Source organism: Bartonella sp. W8151 (assembly GCF_016100385.1).
Classification (GTDB): domain Bacteria; phylum Pseudomonadota; class Alphaproteobacteria; order Rhizobiales; family Rhizobiaceae; genus Bartonella; species Bartonella apis.
The window spans coordinates 288,948-314,825 of sequence record NZ_JACFSO010000002.1; the positions used below are offsets into that span (position 1 = coordinate 288,948).

The following is a 25,878-nucleotide window of genomic DNA, read 5'->3' on the forward strand; positions in this document are numbered from 1 at the left end:
AAAAGTGTCGAGTGAAACAGCCGGAAACGGGGGGGATGGCAAAAAAAGGGAAATGGGGTGATTGCTTTGCTTTTTAAAAAGCGCGACGATTTTTATAAGCCAGTATGATTTTTAAAAAGCGTAGTAATTTATCTATAGAGTAGGGGGGATTGTTTTGAAGTTGGAAATTTTGATGGCGTGGCACATTTGTTTTTAAGGGCAGGGGCGCAAGGGTTAAAGGCACTTCATCCCATAAGTTGTCGGGAATCTTTCCGGAAAGATTTTGTCTGGCTTAGAATCAATCTTGTACCAAGTGCATTAAGATCGAAATTTTTTGCCGAATTCAACCATTCATGAAGGATGCCGCCCACCACACACACAAGCACACGCGCGCCATCTTCCGGTTCCCAGTCTTCGGAAAGCATGTCGCGGCTTCGCGCCACGTAGAGCATGCGCGTAAAAAGATCAAGCATGCTGTCATGGGCTTCCCTCAAGCGTAATATCATTTGCGAAAAATCATCGACATATTCGCAACGCAAAGTAATAATTGTCATGACACGCTGCTGGTGCTCGTCTTCAGCAAAACGGCTGAGCGAAGCACAAGCCGATTTTTCCAATACATCAATCGGATTGATCGAATCATTGCGGCTTACTTCATCAATAAGGTCTTCTTGCGGAAATTTGATGCGGTCGATAATTGCATTGTAAATGGCCGGTTTGTCGCGAAAATGGAAATAGATTGCGCCGCGCGTGACGCCAGCCCGTTCGGCAATTTCATTGAGCGAAGTTTTGGAAACACCTTTGGTTAAAAAAGCCATTTCTGCCGCATCAAGGATCGATTCACGTGTTTCGCTCGCTTCGGCTTTTGTCCGGCGCATATTATTTCCCCTTTTTGTCCCGTCATCACACTTTAAACATAAAATTCTGTTTTAAAAAAACAGGAAATCCTGTCTTGAAAAACGCGAAATCTTGATTGAAAAATGTTCAATTAAGTGTTTTCTGCCGGTTGTGACGCCTTATTATTGCTGCTATTAAGTGGTTATTAGCTGATTGGCTATTTACAAACATCCATGTATGTATATTTTACCGGACACGAAAAAAATATCAAGGTCTGACATCCTATGACACTATTAAGGAAATTATCGGCCGCTCTTGTTGTCGGCGTGCTGTCTTTTGGACTCGTTGCCTGTGGCAAACAGGAAAAGCATATGCCGCCTCCATCGCAGGCAAGCGGCAAGGTTATTCATCAGGCAGAGGTTCCGTTAAATTACGAATATGCAGCCCGTGTTGTTGCCTATCGTGAAACCGAAGTTCGTGCCCGTGTTGGTGGTATTCTCTTGCACCGCAACTTTGTTGAAGGCTCGGAAGTCAAGCAGGGCGAAATATTGTTCGAGATTGATCCGGACAAATACGAGGCTGCTGTTGCTTCGGCACGCGCACAGGTCGCGCAGGCGCAAGCCAATTACGACCAGTCGGTTCGTGATGCCGACCGTGCCGAGGAACTGGTCAAGCAAAAAGTCCAGTCAACTTCATTGCGCGATCAGGCTTTTGCCAAGCGCGATGCCGACGAAGCAACATTGATGCAGACGAAAGCCGAGTTGCGCACCGCCGAACTTAACCTCGAATATACAAAAGTGGCAGCGCCAATCAGTGGACTGACCAGTCGCGAGGCTGTTTCGGAAGGTTCTCTTATCGGAACCGACCCGTCATCGAGCCTGCTCACCACAATCACTCAGTTTGACCCGATCTATGTCAACTTCTCGTTTGCCGATGGTGAATATGACCAGATTCGCCATTTGATGGACGAAATGCAGCAACGCGGCGAAAAGATTGATAATCTGAAAGTTACCGTCCGTCTTGGTGAAGGGGTTGATTATCCCGAACAAGGTACGGTCGATTTTACCTCACCGACAATTGACAAGCAGACAGGAACCTTGGGTGCCCGTGCGGTTATCGCCAATCCCGATCGTCGTCTGCTTCCGGGTATGTTTGTACGCGTAACGGTTACCGGTATCAAAATGGCCAATGCCATGACCATTCCGGAATCGGCTCTGGTCCAAAACAGTGGTGGCCAGTTTGTCTATCTGTTGAAAAAGCCCGAGGCACCGAAAGCCGGCGAGAATGCTCCGCAAGGTGCACAACCTGCCGCACCGGCCGCCGCCAATGGACAGCCGCAAAAGGCGGCTGGCCGTTTGATGGTTGTCGAGCAACGTCCGGTCAAAGCCGTGCGCAAAATGCAAAACGGCGACTGGCTGATTGACAGTGTCAAATTCGATGAAAAAGACAAAAACAAGGTTGTTCAGGGGCTTCGTGACGGAGAGGAAGTTGTCACCGAAGGCCAGGTTTATATCGAACAGGGTCTGATGCGTATTCCTCAGGGGCAAAGCCTGATGGTCAATGTCACCGACGATGCGCCACAACAGGCACCTGACGGGGGCAATGCAAAAGCTTCGGGGCCCGCACAATGAGCTATAGTTTCTTCATTAACCGGCCGGTTTTCGCGTCGGTTATATCCATTATCATCGTATTGGCCGGCTTTATGTGTATGCGCATATTGCCGATTGCCCAATATCCTGACCTGCTGCCACCGCAGGTGGTCGTTTCGGCGCAGTACCCCGGTGCCAGTGCCGAAACAGTTGCCCAGACCGTGGCTGTTCCTCTCGAACAGCAGATCAACGGCGTTGAAGACATGATCTATATGCAATCGATCAGCAACGCGTCCGGTACATTGCAGATCACTGTTACTTTTGCGCTCGGAACCGATCCTGATCAGGCAACCATTAACGTCAACAACCGCGTTCAGCGTGCTTTGACAACTTTGCCGCAAGAAGTGCAACGTCTTGGTGTTGTTGCCGATAAACGGTCTTCATCCATCCTTGGCCTTGTTGCCATGCGTTCGACAACAAGCGCTTATGACCGGATTTATGTCGGCAACTACGCATTGCTTAACGTTGTTGACGATTTGAAACGTATTCCCGGTGTCGGCGATGCGCAGGTTCTCGGACACGTCGATTATTCGATGCGTATCTGGTTGCGGCCTGACAAGCTTGCCCAATATAATATGACGCCGACCGATGTTATCAATGCGGTCAAGGAACAGAATAACCAATATCCTGTTGGTCGTATTGGTGAACAGCCGGATATCAATGGTGCTTTCACCTATTCGGCAACGACGCAAGGTCGTCTTGTAACAAAAGAAGAATTCGGCGAAATTATTCTGCGCTCGGATGACACAGGTGCTTCTCTGCGTTTGAAAGATGTTGCGCGTATCGAACTCGGTACCCAGCAATATTTCATTGAATCCAATTTGAACGGCAACCCGATGGTGCCGATCCTGATCTTCCTGCAACCTGGTGCCAACGCGCTTGCCACCATGCAGTCGATCAAGAAACGTATGGATGAATTGAAAGTTGCCTTCCCTCCGGGGATCGAATATTCGGTACCTTACGATACCACCAAGTTCATTCAGGTTTCCGTCGAGGAAGTTGTCCACACCTTTATCGAAGCTATTCTGCTTGTTATCGTTGTTGTGTTCATCTTCCTGCAGAACTGGCGAGCGACGCTTATTCCGATTATCGCGGTGCCAATATCTATTATCGGAACGTTTGCGGGCATTTACGTGCTCGGCTTCTCGATCAATATGTTGACACTGTTCGGGCTGGTGCTTGCCATCGGTATTGTGGTTGATGACGCGATTGTGGTGTTGGAAAACGTCGAACGCGTTATGTCGGAAGAAAAGCTTTCGCCTCATGATGCTGCTATCAAGTCGATGAGCGAGGTTACAGGGCCGGTTGTCGCTATTGTGCTCGTTCTGTGCGCCGTGTTCATTCCTGTGTCATTCATGGGCGGCATGGCCGGTGTTATGTATCAGCAATTTGCTGTTACTATTGCGATTTCAGTCGTTATTTCCGGTACTGTTGCTTTGACACTGACACCGGCTTTGTGCTCGCTGTTGTTGAAGCCGCGCCATAGCGAACCGATTGCACCGTTCCGCTGGTTTAACGAGACATTCCAGAAGATCACCAATCTTTATGTTTCGGGCGTCAGCTTTTTCGTCCATAAATTCTGGTACGGCATTGTCTGTTTTGTGCTGGTTTGTGTTTTTGCTGTCTTCATGTTCGAGAAGGTTCCTTCCTCCCTCGTTCCGGATGAAGATCAGGGCTATGTGCTTGCGGTTTCGTTCCTGCCTTCGGCTTCTTCGCTTGAAAGAACACAAGGTGTGGTTGACAAGGCCTATAAAATTCTCAAGCAGAACCCTGCGGTCGAAAACATTGCAGAGCTTGCCGGTTATGACCTGCTTTCAGGTGGTTTGAAGACAAGTTCGGGCGCCATGTTTGTCATGTTCAAGGATTGGAAAGACAGACCCGATCCGAAGGATGATGCGCGTGTAATTGCCCCGCAAGTGATCGGCATGACGTCAGGCATCAAGGACGGTGTGACCATTGCTTTCAACCCGCCTCCGATTACCGGCCTTTCGACAACCGGTGGCTTTGAAATGTATCTGCAGGACCGTGCCGGTGGCTCGATTGATGACCTCTATAAGATGACGATGAAACTCGTTCAGGCTGCCAACCAGCGTCCGGAATTGAAGAATGTCCGCACAACCTTTGACCCGAATGTGCCGAAGTATGACTTCCATGTCGACCGTGTCAAAGCCCGTGCGATGGATGTGCCGATCAACTCGATTTACGATGCCCTTTCGGCAACATTCGGTAACATCTATATCAATGACTTCACCCTTTATGGACGTAACTATCAGGTTAAAATCCAGTCTGAAGGCGAGTTCCGTAAAAGTGCGGAAGACATCAAGCAGGTCTTTGTGCGGTCGAATTCCGGCGGCATGATCCCGTTGAACACGCTTGTCCAAACAACGCGTATTACCGGTTCGGATCAGCTTGAACGCTTCAACGCTTTCTATGCCACCAAGATCATGGGTGATCCGGGTACCGGCTTTACCTCCGGTGATGCGATCAAGGCCATGACGGATATTGCCGGCAAGGTTTTGCCGAATACCTACCAGATCGCCTGGACAGGTTCGGCCTATCAGGAAGTTGTGGCCGGTGGTGCCGGTTCAACTGCTATGATCTTCGGTATCATTATGGTGTTCCTGATTTTGGCTGCGCAATATGAACGCTGGAGCCTGCCTTTCGCAGTTGTGACGGCTGTGCCATTTGCGATTGCCGGCGCGTTGACATTCACCTATTTAAGGGGCTTGAGCAACGACGTCTATTTCCAGATCGGCCTCGTTACACTTGTGGGGCTTGCTGCGAAAAACGCTATTTTGATTGTCGAATTTGCTGTGCTCGAGCGTGAAAGCGGCAAATCGGCTATTGATGCGGCGATTTCTGCAGCACGTCTTCGCTTCCGTCCGATTGTGATGACATCTTTGGCGTTTATCCTTGGTGTTGTCCCCTTGGCAAGATCCACCGGTGCCGGTTCCGCTAGCCGTCACGCAATTGGTACCGGTGTTATCGGCGGTATGTTGGCTGCAACATGTATTGCAACCTTCTTTATCCCGATGTTCTACAGGCTGTTTAGCGGAAACCGTGCCGGAAGAACTGCTGGTGGAGAGCCGACAAATGGCGGCGATGCACCGGAAGCTCAATCCGCACCCGACAAACAGTCCGGCGATAATGTTCAGCAAGCCTGATTGCTTGTTGACAAAGCCAAAAACAAAACCCCGGTCTCCAACCGGGGTTTTTTATTGTCCGGTTAAAGTGTTGCAATCATTCCCATGGTCTAAAAACAGCAAACGGAACAAAGAAAAGCGCAGGACAAAGGCAAGGATCTGCGGGTAAAATTTGAAAGTGTCAAACAGAAGGGGAGACAGGAAAAGGCAAAAGCCGTTCGGGCCAGGCACGGTTTGATAGGCAAGGGATAGAGAGGCGAAGGAACAAATGAATGAAGGGACAGTAAGGAAAAGAGATAAAGAGACCAAGGAATAGAAGGGTGGCAGAACAGCTAGGCGTGGAAAAGGCACAAGCCATTCAGGACAGGCGCGCCTTGATAGGGGAGAAACGAAGGCGAAAAACAGACAGATGAAGGAACGGGAAGGAGAACGAATAGAAAAGCGAAGGAACAGAAGAATAAAACACGGGGAATGGCAACGCCATGAGAGCCGCGCGATGGCGTTTATAGAAGCTATTGAAGGCAAAGGCAGCCGAAAAAAAGCAAAACCTGAACGTTTTGCGTTGAAATGAGGAAAGGCAGCCTGAAATCAGGTAAATCCAAAAAATCTAAAGCATTTGAGCGTTATAAAGCCTTGCGCATTCGGGCGTTTTAAAGCCTTGAGCAATCGAGTTCTATAAAGATTCGAAAACCGTCAGCCAAACATTTAAGCCGATGGTTTGAAAGTTTTTATGAAAATGGTTGTGGGGGTTATGAAAGACCTTCAATATTCCCGTTTTCATCAAGATGGATTTTTTCGGCCATAGGGTGGCGGGGAAGCCCCGGCATGGTCATGATATCACCGCAAATCACCACAACAAATCCGGCACCGGCACAGAGTTTGACCTCGCGTACAGGAATAGTGAAATTTTCCGGTGCGCCCAACAATTTCGGGTCGGCAGAAAATGAATATTGCGTTTTTGCCATGCAGACCGGTAAAGTTCCATAGCCTTCCTCGTCCCAGGCCTTCAATTGGTTCAGAATATTCGTCGGAATATCGGCACCGCGCCCGCCATAAATCTCGCGCACAATGGTGTTGATCTTTTCTTCCAATGGCAAGTCGTCGGCATAGAGCGGGTGAAAGTTGCTTTTGTTTTCGGAAATCATCTGCACGACAGTGCGCGCCAGTTCCTCGGCACCTTCACCACCTTTTTCCCAATGGCGGCAAATAATGGCCTGATGTCCGGTTTCGGCAACAGCTTTCTTTAAAACGTCTATTTCCGCATCGGTATCGGAATTGAAATGATTAATTGCCACAATGGCCGGCACACCATATTTTTCCATATTGGAAATATGGCGCAACAAATTGGCGGTGCCTTTTTTCAATGCCGCAACGTTTTCATGGGCAAGATCTCCTTTTGCAACGCCGCCATTCATTTTCAGCGCACGGATTGTAGCAACAATCACAGTTGCGTCGGGCTTCAATCCGGCTTTGCGGCATTTGATGTCGAAAAACTTTTCAGCTCCGAGATCAGCACCGAAGCCCGCTTCCGTGACCACATAATCGGCAAGCTTCAATGCCGTTTTGGTGGCAATGACCGAGTTGCAGCCATGGGCAATATTGGCAAAAGGACCACCATGGATAAAAGCGGGATTGTGTTCGATTGTCTGCACCAGATTGGGCGCCAATGCATCGCGCAACAAAACCGCCATTGCGCCTTCTGCATGAATATCGGAAGCGGTGACCGGCGTTTTATCGTAACGGTAACCGATAATAATTTTACCGAGACGCTTTGTGAGATCGGCGAGGTTTTCGGAAAGGCAGAAGATTGCCATGATTTCGGACGCCACCGTAATATCGAAACCGCTTTGGCGGCAAAACCCGTTTTTTACCCCGCCAAGGGAAAGAACAATGTCACGAAGCGCACGGTCATTCATGTCGACCACGCGTTTCCATGTAATCCGGCGGGAGTCGATATTCTGTTCATTGCCCCAATAAATGTGGTTATCCACCATTGCAGCAAGAAGATTATTGGCTGATGTGATCGCATGAAAGTCACCGGTAAAATGCAAATTGATGTCTTCCATCGGAATGACTTGCGAACGTCCTCCACCGGCTGCTCCACCTTTTTGTCCGAAATTCGGCCCGAGAGATGGTTCGCGTAACGATGCGACAGCCTTTTTGCCGATATGGTTGAGTGCATCGGTAAGACCGATTGTTGTTGTGGTTTTTCCTTCGCCCGCCGGTGTCGGGTTGATGGCAGTCACCAGAATAAGTTTGCCGCTTTTATTGTTTTTGAGCGTCTCGATGTATTTTGCGCTGATTTTTGCTTTGTCATGACCATAAGGAACAATATCCTCGTAAGGAATATCAAGCTTGGCGGCAATGTCACGAATAGGCAGTTTGGTTGCTTGACGGGCTATTTCAATATCTGAAAGATTCATCAATATTCTCTATTATCAGGCGCAACAGGTAAAAATTGCGGTCATTCTTTTCGCCTTGGCAAAATGATCGCCATTTTGTCAATCAATGGGGGCTTTTTACCCCACATTTAACAATAATGCCATTTTTAACCGGCAATAAACATGACACTCCAATAAAAATTGTCTTTTCTCTTGGGCTTTAATCAAGACAAATTGCCTTTACAGGGCTTGATCGGCCGTACCAAGCTTAATTCGGCAAAACTATTGAATGGAAATAATTTTAAACAAAAACCGCAAGAAAACGGCCAAATGGCGCGAAAACCGCTTTGATATTTCGTATGCCAAAAATTTAACTCCGCCGTGGCACCGTTCTTTCCTGACAATTTATTTTTGAAGAAAACCGCTCTCTGGAAGAATCATATGTCAGACGGAAACAGGTCAAAAAATAGCTAGAAATCGGTGGAGAGAGAAAATCGGGAAAATAAGGGGATAGGGGAGAAAATGAAAGGTCAAAGGTTTTTCTCCCGAAGCGCATATTTTTGACGACAAACGAGGAAAACAAACCGAATCACAATCCGTCACATGGGGGGTGGGCAGAAAATGAGAGCAGCAGAAACAGAACAATAAGGCCATCCCGATTGGTTCATTCATTTTGCCGGTTTTTTATAAAAGATAATCTCAAGAATCTCGAAATTTAAGGTTTCAAGCTCAACACGCGCCTTTTTTTCAAGAAAACCGGATGAGCTGATTTAAAAGCTTAACAAAAGTAACGATAGACAGAAGGGAAACAAGCCGGAAATCGCATAATTGCAAGAAAGGTAGTGAATAGCGCCTCAATGCACAAATGGCGGAAAGCTTCAAACGGGAAATATCAAAACCAGTTGATTTGCCCCATAATGATACAAAGATTACTTAAAATTGATGAGGAAAGAAAATATCGGCAATTTTTCCATTCAAAAAAGAATACCGCTTTTTTGAATAGTTGAACGGATTTTTTAAGAGAGTTTTTAAAAGGACGTTTTAGCCGGATTTAATAGACTTCTCGTGCGGGAGACAAATAATCGCTCTGCTTTTTCGCTTAATGTTCAGATTTTTCGCTTAACACGCTACTTCTTCAATAACTGCGCCACTTTTTTGCTAAACGCGCTGCTTTCCCCATAAAGCGGATGAAATCTTGATGTGCCTCGGCTACCGGTTTTGTGCTTTCAACCGGCAAAAAGTACGGTGGCGCGGCATTTTTTAAGTTGAAACAGCAAGCATTGGAGGCAGCACCTCGGGACCAAATTTTTTAAAAAATCAAAAAAAACTGTTTCCCGAAACGAAAGCCGTCACCAGAGACTTTATCGTTATGAAGGAAGCGATCAAGCGGATAGCTATTAAAAGCGATTAAGCGGAAAGCGATCAAAAAAGGGGAAAAACGGCGGCTTTGGTAGCGGAGGAGGGATTTGAACCCCCGACACAAGGATTATGATTCCTCTGCTCTGACCTACTGAGCTACTCCGCCACAAAAAATGTCTTTTTAAAAAACATTTAGCCGTGGCGGCGATATAAGGGGTTCAATCCCACTCTGTCAAGCATCGTTTTTGAGCTTTTCTCTTGTCAATGGCGTTCATGACCGATATTGAACAGATAAGATATTGCTTTTTAGTTCAGCAATAAGGATAAGGCATAGACAATGGCTCCACGCGTAGCAGTTTTGGGATGTGGTTATTGGGGGAGCAATCACATACGTACCTTGAAAAGTCTGGGAGCGCTCGCAGCCGTTTCCGACGTGAATGTTCATCGTGCGGAAGGGTTTGCAGCAGAACACGATGTCGAGGCAATCCCCGTTGACGAGATTTTTACCCGTAAAGACATAGATGCAATGGTTCTGGCACTGCCGCCGCAGTTTCACGCGGAAAACGCTATCAGAGCGATAGAAGGCGGCAAGGATGTGCTGGTTGAAAAACCGATTGCGCTCAATGTCGAGGATGCAGAGCGTGAAGTGCGCATTGCAAAGGAACATAAGCGTATTTTTATGGTGGGGCATGTTTTGCGCTACCATCCGGCATTTGAAAAATTGCTTGAACTTGTCAATGAAGGGGCATTGGGCGAAGTGCGCTATATTCATGCCCACCGTCTCGGGCTTGGCAAATTCCATACCGAAAGTGATGCACTTTGGGATCTCGCGCCTCACGACCTTTCAATGATTCTGGCTATAACAAAATGCGAACCGTCGGAAATTCACGGCGAGGGCGCGGCGATTATCGACAACTTGTCCGATTTTGCCCATGTCCATATGAAGTTTCCCAATGGCATGCGTAGCCACCTTTTTGCTTCCCGCCTCAATCCCTATCGCGAACGTCGTTTGACGGTGGTTGGTACCAAAGCCATGGCCGTGTTTGATGATGTCGAGCCGTGGGGAAGAAAGCTTGCCATTTACCGTTTCGAGGTTTGGCAGGATAATAATCAATGGGCATTTACCGCAGACGAGCCGGAATATATTCCGGTTGAGGAAGCAATGCCGCTCACCCGCGAATTGCAGCATTTCCTGCACTGCATCGAAACCCGCGAAGAACCCCGCACCAATGGCGACGAGGCCATTGCCGTTCTGCGTATTTTGACTGCCGGCAGTGTCCATCATAAAGCAAAGGAAATTGCTGGTAAAACGCAGGCAAAAAATAAAGATACGGCAAAGAAATAATGTAAAAAGCTGTTACATGCGTCATAGAACTTTGATTACATATTGTTCGTCTAAGGCGTTATGTTAGGCAAGCCGTGCCAATGAATGATTCGGCCAGCTAAACAATTATAGCAACGGAGTGAATATGCAATTTATAGATCTTGGAGCGCAAAGGGCGCGTATTAAAGATAAAATCAATACGGCTATTGCCCATGTGATTGAAAGTGGCAAATATATTCTCGGGCCGGAAGTCGAAGAATTCGAAAAACGTATGGCCGATTATATCGGCGTCAAACATGTGATCGGCTGCTCGAACGGCACTGACGCATTGTTAATGCCGCTTATGGCTGAAAATATCGGACCGGGAGATGCTGTTTTCTGCCCAAGCTTTACATTTGCTGCAACCGCCGAAGTTGTTGCATTGACCGGTGCAGAACCGGTTTTTGTCGATATTCTGCCCGATACTTTCAATATGGATCCGGCAAAACTTGAAGAAGCCATTGCAATGATCAAAAAAGAAGGCCGCCTGACACCACGGGCGATCATTCCTGTTGATCTCTTCGGTCTTCCTGCCGACTTTAATAGAATTTCGGCAGTTGCTGCCAAAGAAAACCTGTTTGTTATTGAAGATGCCGCGCAAGCCATTGGCGGAAAACATGAAAATGCCATGTGCGGCGCTTTTGGCAATGTCGGCGCAACCAGCTTCTATCCGGCAAAACCGCTCGGCTGTTATGGTGATGGCGGCGCAATGTTTACCGATGATGATGACCTTGCAGAGCGTCTGCGTTCAATCTATTTCCACGGCAAAGGTTCATCCCAATATGACAATGTGCGCATCGGCTTGAACTCGCGTCTTGATACCATACAGGCTGCTATTTTGCTGCAGAAGCTTGATATTCTTGAAGACGAGATGGAAAAACGCGCCGTTATCGGCAAACGTTATAGCGACGGTTTGAAAGATGTTGTTAAAACTCCGAAAATTGAAAAAGGGTCGCGCTCGGCCTTTGCCCAATACACAATCGTTGTCGAAGACCGTAACGGGCTTCAGGCGCACCTCAAAAATGCCGGTATTCCATCCATGATTTATTACATCAAGCCGTTGCATTTGCAGACTGCTTACCGTCATTTTCCGCAAGCCAAAGGCGGCCTGCCGGTTTCAGAACATGCTGCCGATCACGTTTTGAGCTTGCCGATGCATCCTTATTTGCCGGAAAGCGATCAGGACAAAATTATCGGCTTGATCCGGGAATTTTGCGGCAAGTGAGAACAGCTTTGCTATCGCCGACCGAACGATTAGACATAAAGAAGAAGACCGGTTTCATACCGGTCTTTTTTATTCCCTAAAAAATTTATCGGGCTACAAATTTATCTGGTAACAAAATTATCGCGTAATGAATTTATTCGTCTCAAAAGCGTCTTTCTGATTGGGCTTGTCTTTTCAATTCCGCTTGATGATTTTCTCTTCACACATGTCTTTATCCAGTGTGAAAGGATAGGCGATGAAATCGCTTATTCAACAAAACATTGGCCGCAAATTTTGAGGCCCGCTTTTGGTCCCCCAAAAAAATTCGTTCAGCTTTATTGATTTCAGAATTCGGGCAAGCTGTTCAATGAATGGATGAAAAGCAAAAGCTTGGAAAAGACCAAGCACTCGAATAAAAACCTGCGCTTTCTGCCTGACAACCGGAACGACTGAACCGGCCATGATTGGCGAGCGCTCTATTGCAAAGAGGGGGAGAGGGCATCAGCCTTGTCGAATCCCCCGTCTCAATAAGGGATGAACGGCATATCCGCTCTTGAATCCTGTTGCCTTAATGACGGAAGAACGGCATAGAAGCCTTAGAACACTCCGCCTTCAATCAGAAAACGTATGATGAAGAGGAAAGCGATAATCCACGTTGCAGGGTGCACCTCGCGCCATTTTCCCGTAATTGTTTTCAAAATAGCATAGCTGATGAAGCCGAAGGCAAGGCCGTTGGCGATGGAATAGGTAAACGGCATCAAAAGAGCGGTAAGTGCTGCCGGCACCGCCTCGACAATGTCGTCCCAATTGATTTCGGCAAATTCACGCATCATCAGACAGGCAACAAAAATCAATGCCGGTGCGGTGGCATAGGCGGGGATTGAAAGCGCAACGGGTGCAAAAAACAGAGCAAGCAGGAAAAACACACCAACAGTTATTGCCGTGAGCCCTGTGCGCCCGCCGGCAGCAACGCCGGAGGCACTTTCAACAAAAGCCGTGGTCGAACTGGTGCCGATAAGGGAGCCGGCAAGAATGGCCGTGCTATCGGCAAACAATGCATGCCCGAGATTATTGGGTTTATCGTCGGGAATAAGACCGGCGCGTTTGCCAACGCCCACAAGTGTGCCGGTGGCATCGAATATTTCAACCAGTACGAAAACCAGAAGCACATGGAAAATACCGGTATGTAATACGCCCACAATATCAAGCTTTAAAAAGGTCGGTGCAACAGAGGGGGGAAGTGCAATTCCGCCCGAATGAACAAGCGCTTGAAAACTCTTGTAGCCGTCATCGGTAAAGATGAAAGAGAGAATGGTTACAGCGATAATGCCGATCAGAATGCCGCCGCGTATTTTGAAAGCATCAAGCGCAACAATAATAAAAAGCCCGATACCGGCAAGCACAGGACCTGCTTTGGTTACATCGCCAAGCCCCACAAGAGTGGCATCGTTATTGATGATAATGCCCGCACTCTGGAACGCCACAATAGAAAGAAACATGCCGATACCGGCGCCGATGGCACTGCGCAACGACTTCGGCACGCCGGCAATCAGCCATTGTCTGACGCCGGTTGCTGTTAAAACAAGAAAGACAACGCCCGAAAGGAAAACCGCTCCCAAAGCCTGTTGCCAGCTATAGCCCATAGTAATGACAACCGAATAGGCAAAAAATGCATTGAGCCCCATACCGGGCGCCATGCCGATCGGCCAATTGGCAAGCAACCCCATGATGAAACAGCCGACTGCGGCAGCAATACAGGTCGCAACAAAAACCGCCCCCTTATCCATTCCGGCAGCCCCCAGAATGGTGGGGTTGACAGCAAGGATGTAGGACATAGTGAGGAAGGTTGTAAGACCGGCGCCGATTTCAATGCCGATGCGCGTATTGTTCGCTTTCAAGTGAAATAGTTTCTCAAGCATCCTGCCGATCCCTATTTGATCACCCTTTAAAGGTGGTTTTGCCGTTTTATTGCCGCTACCTGTCCGGCTTTACGTTTATACCATTTTGTCGGCTTTAGGCTATAAGGGGAAAAGTGTTCAAGGCAAACATATCGGCTTTGATTCACAGTTTTCTCGCCAATCGTTGCCGGTTTCGGGAGGGGAAGAACATCTCCTCACAAAAATGCGGCTGCATGCGTACCAGTTGTGGCCTTCGCATTTTTTTAAAAACAGTTCGCCAAAGTTTAAAGCCGGCTAGCTGAACAGAAGGTTTTGATATTTATAAATCCGGACCTTCGTAATTTTTAATGCAGACTTCCTTGAAGTGTAACAAAAGGCTTCATTATCTGAAAAAACTGCTTCTTCCGGTTTTTTAAAACGAGCCTTCGGGCGCTTTTGGCAAATCGGGAAAAGCTTACGCCATGACGTTTTCAAAGCGCTGTGCTTTGTTTTTTCGGCAATTGGACACTTTTGAAACATAAGCCGGGGTGGATTTTATTTCAAAACCATTACGAGCAAAGAATTGAAGGCTTTCTGCTGACGGAAAGCCGGTTTTCCAAAATAGCGTAACAAGAGTTTTCAACAACGAAAAAGGCCACAACAACAAAATTGGGGAGCTTGCCGAAAATCATCGAGCTCAACCGGAATTCAAACCTGAAATTGTTTCAAGCAAAGATTTTATGGCTTCTCGCAGAACTCGAGCTTTCGGTTTGGAAACCATAAACAAAATAGTCATAAGGCTTGGCGAACAAACTAAGCTTCAGATGCGCGATGAGGCGCTATCTTTCTTAAACGATTTTGTTTGGTTGTTTCATACTATTTGCTTGGGGCTTCTCGGGCTTTCAGATTTTATTGGCTTTTGTTGCAGTTTTGCGTTTTGCAGGCTTTTTGGGGGCAGATCTTTTATTCTGTTTTTGTTTTTCTGCCTTCAAATCGTTTTTGATGCGGGCTGCAAGGCTTTTTTTGCCGCGAGCCTGTTTGACAAGGTCGGGAATGGGAGAAGATGCACCTTCCGATATTGCAACGTTGGCCGTAAATTTTGCCGCAGTATCCATGATCTCTTCGCGCAGCTTATCCATATCGGCTTTGGTGATTTTGTTTTGTTGCAAGTCTTGTGTTGCTTCGGCAAGCTTGCTTTTCAAAGTTGCAACTTCATCTTCCAGACGTTTGATTTCGTCGTCCTCGATACGGTTTGCCGCTCGGGCTTTACGCTCTTCAATCAATTGGTCGCGAATTTCCTCCACGGTCTTTCCCTTATTACTTTCGAGTGTGGCAACAAGCTGTTTTTCGGTTTCAAGTTCCTCTTGCCCGTCTGCCAATTGTTCCGACAACAAGTTTGCGCGTTCATCGGCACCGCTCAGGCGCCAAAGCTCTTCTTTTGCGTGATCGAGTTCGCGCTTTTGACTTGCATATTTTTCGCTAAGACGCTCGAATTTTTCGTCGCGCTTGACGAGTTCTACTGCCTGTTTTGCACGCAAAAAATCTCTATCTGCTTCGATTTCGGTGAGCGAGAGCGGCACACCCTGCGCGATCTGTTTGCGGGCAAGATAAAGCGCGCGCCGCCAGATTGCCGGAGCAAGCAGGATTAGAACGAGTGTCGTGGCAGCTATGCCAAGAATGAAAAACAGTACCGACTGGATAAGCATAAAAGGCCTCGGATGCCCGACAAATGTTTAAAACGGATTCCAGGTGGCTGCCGGTGTCAATTTCAGGTAACCGATATTGACCCCCAAACGTGCGCCAACACCGGTTCTGACCGGTACCAAAAGGATATTTCCTTTCTTAAGCACATGAAAGCCCACACCTGCAACAAAATAAGCAGAGCCGGAAATACCGGCATAACGTCCCCAAAGATTGTTGACACTGTCAAGCTCGTAAACAAGAATCATCAAGCGCGAGCCTTGGCCGCCAATATCCCAGCCGATTGTCGGCCCCTGCCAGAAAACCTTGTGATCGCCGACATTTTTTGTGTAAAGCGTGCCTTCACCATAGGTAAGCCCGCCGATAATGGCGCCGGAACCTTCTTCGCCGAGGATATAACCGTTCGGCAATCCATATTTGGCAAATACTTTTTCGATTGCGGTGGCCATACTGCCGGCAGCATCGCCGAAAAAGCGATGTCCGGAATCGATAATTTCCTGAGCCGTATAGCGCCCGTTTTGCTGTTGGGTTTGAGCTTGCAACGGGGTCAATCCGCCAATTGCGAACAATGTTGTAAACAAAGCCAACGCAAAGAGAAAAACGACTTTACGCCACTGAATACGGATGGAACCGGTCATAGTGTTTCACCTCTTCTGGTCACTCAATGGTTGGGTCTTTCATGATGCAAAGACCCGGTTTCTTCTGATTCTAACGGGCAAAGTTGTTTAAATTCTTAAAAACCATAAAAACGCTTAAAAATAGGCGGGATAATTTGCAAAAAGCCGGAGAATATGGGGATAAATGTAATTTTCAACGGTTCATATTTTTTTAAGTTCTGTCCATGGAATCTTAAGGGTTTTGATTTAGAGCAAAGCCAAAACGTAGTTTTTGGAGTTTTTCATTATGCCTTTAGCTGTCACTTTGAGCCCCGCCGATCTTGCCGCATTGTTATGCAGCCGCATTTGCCACGACCTTATTTCACCTGTCGGGGCAATCAATAACGGTGTCGAACTTTATGACGAAAGTGACGCACAGGAAGATGCCATAGAACTCATCCGCATGTCGGCGGTCAATGCATCGTCAAAATTGCAATTTGCCCGCATTGCTTTCGGTGCGGCCGGATCAGCCGGAAGCGAGATTGATAGCGGTGATGCCGAAACAGTTGCCAAAAATTACATGGAAAACGAAAAAGGCAATCTTGATTGGAAGGCACCGCGTCTACTTTTGCCAAAGAATGAAGTGAAGCTGTTGCTCAATCTTGTTCTGGTGGCTAACCTTTCCATTCCACGCGGTGGCGATATTGTCGTCGAGATCGGCGAAGAAAATGGTAAACGCGCTTTCCAACTCAAGGTAAGCGGAAAAATGTTGCGTGTGCCGCCGAAATTCCTTGAATTATATAATGGTCAGGTTCCTGAAGAACCGATTGATGCCCATAGCGTACAATTTTATTACACTTTGCTTTTGGCACAAATGGCCAATATGACAATCGGTGTTCAGGCCCAGCCGGAAATCATCACTTTTACAGTCGGCTGACAAGAGAACTGTTTGGACATTTCTGTATCGCATTTTGCACTGTTTTTGCAAAATACCGTTTTTTTAAAAAACATGCCGGTTAAAAAATCGGCATGGGCAAAACGTTTTTCTCTCATGCTATCATTCCCCTTTTCTTGTAGAAAAAAAGCAGATGTTGACGGGCGCTAAGCCGGGCGAGGGCGAAATAATTTTCCCGTGCCGAATGGTTTTTGCTTTGCCTATCAAATTTTTCTTTTGGTTCGATCTCCAAAGCTGCGTTTGCGAATGAATAAAAAGCTTCAAGCATTTTTCTTTTCCAGTATTAAAACTTGCGTTTTAAAAGTTGGAACAGCCAAGCAATTTCCATCCGTTGAACAATTGCCACTTAAAAATTGATTTGAAGAGTGCTTTCACGCGTTTTTTTAAAACTCCAGTTTGGAAATGCCGGATCGTTAAACAACTTCTGAGTTTTTATAAGAATTGATTAAAGGGATTTTCCTTCTTTAGGCGGAAGATCACCTTATTGATAAGCAGGATTGATAATGAGTGATAAAAAACAGAAAAATTTATAGCCGGGAACTTGAGGCAAAGGCAGAAATTTGGGTGCCGGAAAACAGAGCCTTAACACCGGCAAAAAATGATGGTGCACCAATATGATAGGTGAAACATTATAGGTGAAGCAAAAAAGAAAGCCGAAGACTTTTTTTAAAAACGGAAAAGTCTCCGGCGCATTTATTCAAATCATCTGTCGTGAAACCAAATTTTTAAGAAAAATCAAGCAGTTTCGCGCATCGGTTCTTCTGTCGGTTCACGCAGCACATAACCGCGACCCCAAACAGTTTCGATGTAATTGACGCCACCGGAAACAGCATCCAGCTTCTTGCGCAGTTTGCAGATGAAAACGTCGATAATTTTTAGTTCCGGCTCGTCCATGCCACCATAAAGATGGTTCAAGAACATTTCCTTGGTCAAAGTTGTTCCCTTGCGCAGGGAGAGAAGTTCGAGCATCTGGTATTCTTTGCCAGTCAAATGAACCGGATGACCGCCGATTTCAACGGTTTTTGCATCAAGATTGACAACAAGGTCACCGGTCGCAATCACCGATTGGGCGTGTCCCTTCGAACGGCGAACAATAGCATGAATGCGGGCAACCAATTCATCTTTATGAAATGGCTTGGTCATATAATCATCGGCGCCAAAGCCAAGGCCGCGCACTTTATCTTCAATGCCGCCCATGCCGGAAAGAATGAGGATTGGCGTTTTGACTTTGGAAAGACGCAAAGTGCGCAAAACTTCGTAACCCGACATATCAGGCAGGTTGAGGTCTAACAAAATGATATCGTAATCATATAATTTACCAAGGTCTACACCTTCCTCTCCAAGGTCTGTTGTGTAGACGTTAAAGCTTTCCGATTTGAGCATAAGCTCGATGCTTGTCGCTGTCGCGTGGTCATCTTCAATCAATAAAACGCGCATATCCTATATCCCCTTTCCACTAGCCGAATCAGGCGTTATCGCGGTCAATGCAAACAACTGCGCCATGAACGTGCACAGTTGATTTAAAAAACACCATAAAATCATGATTTTAACCGAAACCATGATTTTACATTTCGGCAGCACTCAGAACAATTCGTTGCCTCTTTAACCAATCTGCATCAAAATGGTTAACAAAATATGATTCTCGTTGGCAAGAAGTTAATAAAATTTTGTGAAAAAAACCTTGTATTACCTTGATTCAAGGTGATAAAAACTGAACAGATATGCTTAATTTTTACTTTAAGAAATTGCTCTAACCGATTCAACAGACTCACTGTTTCCGGTTTCAAAAAAGGCTTTTTTGTGTTGGAAAATGGCCTTTTGTTTACCGAGCTTTAAGGGACATCCGCTATAGTGCTCAAAGACCGTAAACAAATGGTTAAAAATCCTGCCCGATTTCGTTCGTTATAAGCGTCGGGTGAGGAAAGCCGTGAACAAACCTGCCATCTCTTCGGGGAGCGTTCATGGTTCCTTTAACAAATGGAGATAAACCGTTTGTCCGGTGAGTGTATGAGTATCAAGGTGTGAACGTGTTTTTGTTCACGGTAGTCAAGGAGTATTGCGTATGAAACCGCGTGAAAGTGTGGTTCGGTTGAAGATGTTCCAGGTGCGCGAAAAACGTCGCCAGATTTCTCAACTTGATATGATGATGGGCGAGTTCAATCGTATGGCAAGCGAGTTGGAAGCGCAGATTGTTAATGAAGAGCGCAAATCCGGTATTACCGATGTCAACCATTTTGCCTATCCCACTTTTGCACGTGCGGCCCGTCAACGGCGCGAAAACCTCATGAATTCCATCCGTGATTTGCAAATCCAGAAAGCATCCGGCGAAATGAAGCTGCATGAGCTTGAAGCCGAACTTGAGCGTGCAAAAGCTTTGGAAGAACGCGACGGCAAGGCATTGCCCGATGAAGATGCAGTGTTTGTCCAAAGCCGCTCGATGATCGGTTAAGACCGCGGTTTTAAATTCCACCTCGACGCCAATTCGACGGTCGTGGGCGAAAACAAACATCTTCAAGGAAACACGTTGCGAATATTTTAACCTTTCGGTCGTTAAGGGCACAGAGCGTTTTAACGGAAAACGGTTTTTCCCGTTTCTTTGACGATATTTAAAAATCGGGACCTTCGGCAAAGCACTAATTTTTCATCAAAACGCGCTTTCAACACAGCGTGGACGAAACCCGAAACTATTCTCCAGTGCCTACTGATGGCGGGCATGAAATGGTCGGTTGAAGAACCGGCCATTTTTTTCGTGCTTTCCTTATCTTCATGCTTTTCCTGATCTTTGCCCATTACATCCGGATTGTTCCTCGCAACAGTTTCTCACCTTTAGGCGGGCTTTGTGAGCACCCGAACATCATCATTCCGGTCATATCCCGTAACTTTTCCGATTATATCAACGTGTCTTTCCAACAAATCAGGCGATCAGCTGGGAACTTATTTCGATTTTGCGCTGAGGATTTTACCCGCCAAGCATTAAGCTCAAACAAGTGATTGCCTGCTTGATGTGCAAGGTTGAAAACAAGCCTCGCACTTAAATTAAGAAGAAGTTTTGAAATCACTTCTTTGTTACGGAAGCCTCGCACTTAACCGGAAATAGAGCTTTGGAATCCCTTCCGCCTGCCAAACAGGCTTGAGAAGAAAATGAGTCTTAAGCGCAAAAAGAGGATGTGGGGGACGACCCTAAGATGGAAAAGAACCGCTCACCCGTCCGGAGGAGCTTTAAAAAAGTTTTAAAAAAATGTGAAGAATTGCAATCTGCCAGAATGGTCTTTTCTTTGGCTCCAAAGCCGGCAGAGAAAACTTGCGCAATAATGACCGCAATAAAGACGAAGAGTCCTCAAGCGGGCAGAGAATGATATCCGAATTCTAAAAGTCAAGAACGAAAAGAATCTGTAAAAACAAGAAATGGGTTAAATTTTCAAAAAGTCGGGAAAACAGGCGATTTCAATGCTGCAACAATTGAATTTTCCAAGGCGTGTAATTTTTTTGCAGAATTGCGTCTTGCAAAAAGTGTTTTTTAAAATGTGGTAGCGAGTCTCGAAACAAGGTTTTGAACTTGCAGCCTCGTTTCCGCATGTGTTCATTTTCAGGAAAATTTTTATCCCGCATTCTTGAAATCGCCTTAATATAAAACAACCGTTTCTTAAAATGAAAGAAACGGTTGTCTTATTGATATTTCAAGGCAAGAAGGGTCAAGCATATCAATGCCGGTATTGCTGAATACGCGTTGTGCGTAAGCCCGCAAGACCATGTTCATCAATCGAGCATTGCCAGGATAAAAACTCTTCCACCGTCAAAGTATAACGTTGGCAGGCTTCATCTAAACTGAGCAGGCCACCTCTGACAGCGGCAACAACTTCGGCTTTGCGACGGATAACCCAGCGCCTTGTATTGCTTGGCGGCAGGTCGGTGATCGTAAGCGGACTCCCATCTGGGCCAATAACGTATTTTACTCGTGTTCTTACTAACTCGGTCATTGTACTCTCTACTCTTATTCAAGGACCTGAAGCGACAATAAACGCCGAGCTTTAAAAAAGAGCTAAACAGGTGGAAACGGAAATTTAACAAATAGCAAGGCGCGAAATTGTGTTTTTTATTTAAAATTGATAAATATCAGTAGGTTAACTAAAAAATGCGGTAATCAAACAAACTTGAACAAAAAACGCTACTTTATTTTTTTTTGTTTTTTTATAAACTGGAGAAAACGGGTTTTCATAAATTGCCCCGTTTTAGAGTTTCTTTTTTGAAGCGGCGGTTGCGTTGTGCGTTTCAAAACACAATATTATTTCAACAAGCCGCCAATGGGTTAGAAGGTAAGCTTATGTCTCTCAACAGTCTTGATCTTCCAAAACGTCCTGAAGACACACGCGTGGTCGTTGCCATGTCGGGTGGTGTCGATTCGTCCGTTGTTGCGGGATTGTTGAAAAAAGAAGGCTATGATGTGGTCGGCGTCACCCTTCAACTTTACGATCATGGTGCGGCAACCCATCGCGTTGGCTCTTGCTGTGCCGGTCAGGATATCGAGGATGCGCGGCGTGTTTCGGAAACTTTGGGTATTCCCCATTATGTGCTGGATTATGAAGCCCGCTTCCGTGAAGCGGTCATCAATCCCTTTGCCGATAGCTATGCTCATGGCGAAACGCCAATTCCCTGTGTTGCCTGTAACCAGACGGTGAAATTTGCCGATCTTCTTGTGACGGCAAAAAATCTTGGTGCCGATGCTTTGGCAACAGGTCACTATATAAGAAGCCGTCCGAATGGTGCGCACCGTGCATTATACCGGCCTGTTGATGCCAATCGTGACCAGAGCTATTTCCTTTTTGCCACAACGCAAGAGCAGATTGATTATCTGCGTTTTCCGCTTGGCAATCTTGCAAAACCCCATGTTCGTGAAATTGCCGCTGAAATGGGTTTGTCTGTTGCTTCCAAGCATGACAGTCAGGATATTTGCTTTGTTCCTCAGGGGCGTTATTCGGATGTGATTGCAAAATTGCGTCCCGAAGCTGCCAATCCGGGTGATATTGTCCATATTGACGGGCGCATTCTTGGTCGCCATGAAGGAATTGTCAATTTTACCATTGGCCAGAGGCGGGGCATCGGTATTGCAACCGGCGAAGCCCTCTATGTTGTCTATCTTGATGCAGAAAATGCGCGCGTCATTGTCGGACCGAGAGAAGCACTTGAAACCCGCAAATTGTTTTTGCGTGATGCTAATTGGCTGGGCGACGAAAATATCGACGAATTTCCGAAGGATGGTATCGTTGTTGCTGCAAAAGTACGCTCCACACGTCCGCCACGTCCGGCGATTTTGAAAGTCGAAGACGGTGTGTTGACGGTTGAATTGCTGGAAGGCGAAACCGGTGTTGCCCCCGGACAAGCCTGTGTTCTTTATGATAATGACAGCAATGATGCACGCGTTCTTGGCGGCGGCTTTATCACCCGTTCCGAACGGGATGCACGTGCCGAGGCAATGCTTAAAAACCTACTCGATCAAACACGTGAAAACACCGCGGCCTGATAGCTCAGGACGTTTCAAAGTAACAGACAAAAAACCGGCAGGCAAAACCATTTGCCCGCAGCAACATCTTTGCATCTCCAGGCTTAAGGCTCTTTGCATTTGTTATGGCCAAACATATCTGCTTTTCACAAAGCAAGTTTTCACCAACATGTATTGATGCAAGCCTTCCCGACTCTCACCAAGAAAGCCTGGCCGATTGTATAGGAAGAAAGCCCACCCGCGTCCGGATAAACTTTGTTGTCGGTGTTCACGGAAAACCGTGTGGCGTTGTTCGGGAAAACCTTACCGTCTGTGTCTGATGAAGGTTTGACGAAACGTGTTCAAGAAAGGTCTTGTTGCTTGTGCTTGCGAATGGCCTGTGGACTATGTTCAGCTTAGCTCGTGGCTTGTATTTAAGAGAAAACTCTATTGGACATGTCGGAGAAAACCTTGCCGGCCGTGTCCGAGGAAGGCTTGATGACTGTGTTCAAGAAAGCCGTGGCCGTCCCTCGTGATTTTGCCTGAATGTTTCGGGTTATTCTTATTTTTCTGCCGTTGTTGTGGAAAAAAAATGGCCGAAGCTGCTTTTTATCTTCTTGATGAAGAACAATTGCGTTTCAGGAGTAGAAAAACAATATTTTCCCGAAGCTCTCAATTCAGTTTGTCAAAGTCGGCAAAATGTTCAAGTGCCAATCCTGTTGCTGTAGCAACGTTCAGGCTGTCGAAATCATATGCAATGGGAATGCGTAAGGTCTCGGTATCTTTAAGCACGAATTCAGGAAGGCCTTCACCTTCTGTTCCGAAAACGAGAGCAGTTCTTTTTGCCACTTCCGCATCTTTCAAATAGTTCGGTGCTGATGGCGAAAGCGAGTAGATCCGGAAATCGGCTTTTTCGAGCGCGTCCAGAATATGCTCGATATCCTCGCCTTGAGTATAGGGCACTTTCAGTGCCGCCCCCACCGACACGCGAATGGCTTTGCGATAGAGTGGATCACAACAGGTTTTATCAATGATAATACCGTCGGCCGCAAAGGCCGCAGCATTGCGGAAGATCGAGCCCATATTATCATGGTTGGAAATGCCGCATAAAACCGGAACCAGTGCTTTTTCGGGTAAACTTGTCAGAAATTCATCAAGTGTCGGGGTGCTTATCCGTTCTCCGATACCAAGAATTCCGCGGTGCACATTGAAGCCTGCAATATCATCCATAATCTTTTGCGGTACACAATAGATCGGGCAGGTGGGCTTTGTTGCTTCCAATACCGGCATTAACCCCAAAAGCTTGGCTGCGGCAACAAGCAGTGATTGAGCCTGAAAACGGTCCGAACGCAAAAGCACCGAAAGCACAACCTTGCCTTCGGCAATAAAATGATGTTCGCGGCCGACCAGATCTCGTTCGCGAATATCCCGGTAAGGGAGCAGCCGCGGGTCATCAACATCGCTGATTGTCGTAATATCCAAACTCATAAAACACACCTATCACCGTTTCTGGTGTTCTGCCAGATGGTGGATAATGTCTTCCCCGGTTATCACACCGATGACACGTCCGTTTTCGGCAACGCCTATGGCGCCGTTTTTGCGGTCGCAAGCACTGATGAGATCGGGTAAACTGGTATCAGGTTTTGCCATGGCTGCAACAGAAATATCGCTATTTTCATAATTATAGGGGCGCATAACCTGTCTTGCCGTCAAGAAGCTTAAAGGATTGATGTGGCGCACAAAGTTGGCCACATGTTCATTGGCTGGCGTGAGCACAATTTCCTGCGCTGTGCCGCATTGTAAGATTCGCCCGTCTTCCATAATGGCAATGCGGTTGCCCATTTTGATGGCTTCATCAAGGTCATGGCTCACAAATACCAAGGTTTTATTGAGCCGCTTTTGCAGTTCCAGAAGCTCGTCCTGTAGATGGTTGCGAATAAGCGGGTCAAGGGCGGAAAACGGCTCGTCCATCAACAGCACCGGTGCACCGGTTGCGAAAGCACGGGCAAGGCCGATTCTTTGTTGCATACCGCCGGAAAGCTCGGTCACCATGCGGTTTGCCCATTCATTCAGTCCGACAAGATCAAGCTGTTCGGCAATAATGGCCTGACGTTGCTTCTTTGGCACTCCCGCCACTTCGAGGCCAAAACCGATATTATCGGCAACTGTACGCCAAGGAAAGAGGCCAAATTGCTGGAACACCATGGAAACAAGGCGGGTGCGCACATAACGCAATTCTTCGCTGGAAGCGGTGGTAACGTTGATTTCGTTTCCGACATCACCAACATAAATATTGCCTTCAACCGGCTTTATCAAACGGTTGATGGTGCGCAGCAAAGTCGATTTTCCCGAACCGGACAATCCCATTAAAACCAGCGTTTCACCCTCGGCAATGTCGAGTGAACATTCATGGACACCAAGCACCGTATTGGTTAAATCCTTGATTTCTGCCCGTGATGCACCCTGAGCAGCAAGCTCAAGCGCCTGCTTGCGCCGATTGCCAAAAACCACACTGACATGATCGATAATCACTCTGGCCATTAGCGTGCCTTTCCCGGACGGAACAGGCGGTCAAGGACAATGGCCACCACCACAATGACGCAGCCCGCTTCAAAGCCCATGGCAGCATCATGTTGTTGTAGCGCACGGTAAACTTTGACGCCCAGTCCGTTGCCGCCAACAGTTGCAGCAATAACCACCATAGAAAGCGAAAGCATAATGGTTTGTGTCATGCCTGCACGTATTTCCGGCATAGCATGGGGAAACTCGATTTTCCACAATATCTGCCGCCGGTTGGAGCCGAATGCCTTGCCTGCCTCGATCAGCGCTTTCGGCGTCGAAACAATACCCTGCTGGGTTAATCTTATAGGGGCGGGAAGCACAAAGATAATCGTTGCAATCAACCCCGGTACCATGCCGATACGGAAGAAAATGATCGCCGGTATCAGATAGACAAAAGTCGGCAGTGTTTGCATGAGGTCGAGAATAGGTTCGATTACACGATAGATTTTTGGCCGGTGGGCACAGGCAATGCCGACGGGAACACCTATTCCCATGCAAAGAATGCACGACCAGAAGAGCAGTGTTATTGTTTCCATCGTATCAATCCAGTAGCCCTGATTGATGACGAAAAGAAAGCCCAGTGCCGTGAGCACCACGACGCGCCAGTTTCTCTGGATGGCAAAAGCAAGAACACATAAAAAACCGATGAGCAACAAAGGATTTGGCCATAGTAACAGCGCCAGTGTTCCTTTAAGAAGGCTATCGAGCCCCAAACGGACAGCCGTAAAAAAGAGCCCGCCATGCTCTTTCAAAAATTGGACGATTGTATTTGCGCCTTTTCCGATAGGGATTTTAT

General features: G+C 46.9%; 18 protein-coding genes and 1 tRNA gene. 7 read left to right on the top strand and 12 right to left on the bottom strand.

Translation table 11 applies throughout. The features are described from left to right. Window positions 1-224: 224 nt before the first annotated feature. The gene (locus tag H3V14_RS04185) at window positions 225-857 is read right to left on the bottom strand and encodes a TetR family transcriptional regulator (protein ID WP_075916569.1); all 633 of its coding nucleotides are present in this window, start codon (window positions 855-857) and stop codon (window positions 225-227) included. A gap of 243 nt (window positions 858-1,100) precedes the next feature. On the opposite strand from H3V14_RS04185, the gene H3V14_RS04190 reads away from it, so the two are divergent. Further along, window positions 1,101-2,447: an efflux RND transporter periplasmic adaptor subunit gene (locus tag H3V14_RS04190; protein ID WP_198226861.1), complete on the top strand. Its 1,347-nt coding sequence runs from the start codon at window positions 1,101-1,103 to the stop codon at window positions 2,445-2,447. Then, the gene (locus H3V14_RS04195) at window positions 2,444-5,629 is read left to right on the top strand and encodes an efflux RND transporter permease subunit (protein WP_198226869.1); all 3,186 of its coding nucleotides are present in this window, start codon (window positions 2,444-2,446) and stop codon (window positions 5,627-5,629) included. The genes H3V14_RS04190 and H3V14_RS04195 overlap by 4 nt, the downstream gene beginning before the upstream one ends. Window positions 5,630-6,357: 728 nt before the next feature. Here the strand turns inward: H3V14_RS04195 and H3V14_RS04200 are convergent. Next, entirely contained in the window at window positions 6,358-8,031 is a 1,674-nt protein-coding gene (locus H3V14_RS04200; RefSeq protein ID WP_198226871.1) for a formate--tetrahydrofolate ligase, read from the bottom strand. Window positions 8,032-9,437: 1,406 nt separating this feature from the next. Further along, a tRNA-Met gene (locus H3V14_RS04205) sits at window positions 9,438-9,514 on the bottom strand. A 171-nt stretch (window positions 9,515-9,685) separates the two neighbouring features. Between H3V14_RS04205 and H3V14_RS04210 the strand changes: the two genes are divergently transcribed. Next, complete coding sequence (locus H3V14_RS04210; RefSeq protein ID WP_075868948.1) at window positions 9,686-10,693, top strand: Gfo/Idh/MocA family protein; 1,008 nt, start codon at window positions 9,686-9,688, stop codon at window positions 10,691-10,693. 124 nt (window positions 10,694-10,817) lie between these two features. Further along, entirely contained in the window at window positions 10,818-11,936 is a 1,119-nt protein-coding gene (locus H3V14_RS04215) for a DegT/DnrJ/EryC1/StrS aminotransferase family protein (RefSeq protein WP_198226873.1), read from the top strand. Between the two features lie 575 nt (window positions 11,937-12,511). Here H3V14_RS04215 and H3V14_RS04220 read toward each other — a convergent pair. The 3 genes from H3V14_RS04220 to H3V14_RS04230 all read right to left on the bottom strand — a co-directional run bounded on the left by H3V14_RS04220 (window position 12,512) and on the right by H3V14_RS04230 (window position 16,131). After that, entirely contained in the window at window positions 12,512-13,834 is a 1,323-nt protein-coding gene (locus tag H3V14_RS04220) for an NCS2 family permease (RefSeq protein ID WP_198222557.1), read from the bottom strand. 860 nt (window positions 13,835-14,694) lie between these two features. Next, a complete protein-coding gene (locus tag H3V14_RS04225) occupies window positions 14,695-15,498 on the bottom strand; it encodes a hypothetical protein (protein ID WP_198226875.1) in 804 nt (267 codons plus the stop codon). A gap of 27 nt (window positions 15,499-15,525) precedes the next feature. Continuing rightward, complete coding sequence (locus H3V14_RS04230; RefSeq protein WP_198212108.1) at window positions 15,526-16,131, bottom strand: DUF1134 domain-containing protein; 606 nt, start codon at window positions 16,129-16,131, stop codon at window positions 15,526-15,528. A 265-nt stretch (window positions 16,132-16,396) separates the two neighbouring features. On the opposite strand from H3V14_RS04230, the gene chpT reads away from it, so the two are divergent. Continuing rightward, on the top strand, window positions 16,397-17,026 hold the full coding sequence (gene chpT, locus H3V14_RS04235; protein WP_198212110.1) for a histidine phosphotransferase ChpT: 630 nt from the start codon (window positions 16,397-16,399) through the stop codon (window positions 17,024-17,026). 753 nt (window positions 17,027-17,779) lie between these two features. Here chpT and ctrA read toward each other — a convergent pair. Next, window positions 17,780-18,481 (bottom strand): response regulator transcription factor CtrA, encoded by a 702-nt coding sequence (gene ctrA / locus H3V14_RS04240; protein ID WP_075868939.1) that lies wholly within the window; start codon window positions 18,479-18,481, stop codon window positions 17,780-17,782. A gap of 625 nt (window positions 18,482-19,106) precedes the next feature. Here ctrA and H3V14_RS04245 point away from each other — a divergent pair. Further along, a complete protein-coding gene (locus H3V14_RS04245; RefSeq protein ID WP_075868938.1) occupies window positions 19,107-19,493 on the top strand; it encodes a flagellar export protein FliJ in 387 nt (128 codons plus the stop codon). A 119-nt stretch (window positions 19,494-19,612) separates the two neighbouring features. On the opposite strand, the gene H3V14_RS04250 is transcribed toward H3V14_RS04245, so the two are convergent. Both H3V14_RS04250 and H3V14_RS04255 read right to left on the bottom strand, forming a co-directional pair. Beyond that, window positions 19,613-19,834, bottom strand: coding sequence for a hypothetical protein (locus H3V14_RS04250; protein WP_198226877.1), 222 nt, complete (start codon window positions 19,832-19,834; stop codon window positions 19,613-19,615). Window positions 19,835-20,745: 911 nt separating this feature from the next. Then, a complete protein-coding gene (locus H3V14_RS04255; protein WP_075868936.1) occupies window positions 20,746-21,021 on the bottom strand; it encodes a DUF1153 domain-containing protein in 276 nt (91 codons plus the stop codon). Between the two features lie 344 nt (window positions 21,022-21,365). Here H3V14_RS04255 and mnmA point away from each other — a divergent pair, with 344 nt between their 5' ends. Next, window positions 21,366-22,562 (top strand): tRNA 2-thiouridine(34) synthase MnmA, encoded by a 1,197-nt coding sequence (mnmA, locus tag H3V14_RS04260; RefSeq protein ID WP_198226879.1) that lies wholly within the window; start codon window positions 21,366-21,368, stop codon window positions 22,560-22,562. A 630-nt stretch (window positions 22,563-23,192) separates the two neighbouring features. Here mnmA and H3V14_RS04265 read toward each other — a convergent pair. The 3 genes from H3V14_RS04265 to choW are packed head-to-tail and all read right to left on the bottom strand — an operon-like array spanning window position 23,193 to window position 25,873. Further along, on the bottom strand, window positions 23,193-24,008 hold the full coding sequence (locus tag H3V14_RS04265; protein ID WP_198226881.1) for an RNA methyltransferase: 816 nt from the start codon (window positions 24,006-24,008) through the stop codon (window positions 23,193-23,195). A gap of 12 nt (window positions 24,009-24,020) precedes the next feature. After that, the gene (locus tag H3V14_RS04270; protein ID WP_075868932.1) at window positions 24,021-25,061 is read right to left on the bottom strand and encodes a glycine betaine/L-proline ABC transporter ATP-binding protein; all 1,041 of its coding nucleotides are present in this window, start codon (window positions 25,059-25,061) and stop codon (window positions 24,021-24,023) included. Next, entirely contained in the window at window positions 25,061-25,873 is an 813-nt protein-coding gene (gene choW, locus H3V14_RS10835; protein WP_369522674.1) for a choline ABC transporter permease subunit, read from the bottom strand. Before choW ends, H3V14_RS04270 begins: the two co-directional genes overlap by 1 nt. Window positions 25,874-25,878 lie beyond the last annotated feature (5 nt).

Excerpts from the sequence above, each read along its gene's own strand:
- H3V14_RS04185 (WP_075916569.1), bottom strand. The coding sequence starts at position 857 with ATGCGCCGGACAAAAGCCGAAGCGAGCGAAACACGTGAATCGATCCTT.
- H3V14_RS04190 (WP_198226861.1), top strand. The coding sequence starts at position 1,101 with ATGACACTATTAAGGAAATTATCGGCCGCTCTTGTTGTCGGCGTGCTG.
- H3V14_RS04195 (WP_198226869.1), top strand. The coding sequence starts at position 2,444 with ATGAGCTATAGTTTCTTCATTAACCGGCCGGTTTTCGCGTCGGTTATA.
- H3V14_RS04200 (WP_198226871.1), bottom strand. The coding sequence starts at position 8,031 with ATGAATCTTTCAGATATTGAAATAGCCCGTCAAGCAACCAAACTGCCT.
- H3V14_RS04210 (WP_075868948.1), top strand. The coding sequence starts at position 9,686 with ATGGCTCCACGCGTAGCAGTTTTGGGATGTGGTTATTGGGGGAGCAAT.
- H3V14_RS04215 (WP_198226873.1), top strand. The coding sequence starts at position 10,818 with ATGCAATTTATAGATCTTGGAGCGCAAAGGGCGCGTATTAAAGATAAA.
- H3V14_RS04220 (WP_198222557.1), bottom strand. The coding sequence starts at position 13,834 with ATGCTTGAGAAACTATTTCACTTGAAAGCGAACAATACGCGCATCGGC.
- H3V14_RS04225 (WP_198226875.1), bottom strand. The coding sequence starts at position 15,498 with ATGCTTATCCAGTCGGTACTGTTTTTCATTCTTGGCATAGCTGCCACG.
- H3V14_RS04230 (WP_198212108.1), bottom strand. The coding sequence starts at position 16,131 with ATGACCGGTTCCATCCGTATTCAGTGGCGTAAAGTCGTTTTTCTCTTT.
- chpT (WP_198212110.1), top strand. The coding sequence starts at position 16,397 with ATGCCTTTAGCTGTCACTTTGAGCCCCGCCGATCTTGCCGCATTGTTA.
- ctrA (WP_075868939.1), bottom strand. The coding sequence starts at position 18,481 with ATGCGCGTTTTATTGATTGAAGATGACCACGCGACAGCGACAAGCATC.
- H3V14_RS04245 (WP_075868938.1), top strand. The coding sequence starts at position 19,107 with ATGAAACCGCGTGAAAGTGTGGTTCGGTTGAAGATGTTCCAGGTGCGC.
- H3V14_RS04250 (WP_198226877.1), bottom strand. The coding sequence starts at position 19,834 with ATGGGCAAAGATCAGGAAAAGCATGAAGATAAGGAAAGCACGAAAAAA.
- H3V14_RS04255 (WP_075868936.1), bottom strand. The coding sequence starts at position 21,021 with ATGACCGAGTTAGTAAGAACACGAGTAAAATACGTTATTGGCCCAGAT.
- mnmA (WP_198226879.1), top strand. The coding sequence starts at position 21,366 with ATGTCTCTCAACAGTCTTGATCTTCCAAAACGTCCTGAAGACACACGC.
- H3V14_RS04265 (WP_198226881.1), bottom strand. The coding sequence starts at position 24,008 with ATGAGTTTGGATATTACGACAATCAGCGATGTTGATGACCCGCGGCTG.
- H3V14_RS04270 (WP_075868932.1), bottom strand. The coding sequence starts at position 25,061 with ATGGCCAGAGTGATTATCGATCATGTCAGTGTGGTTTTTGGCAATCGG.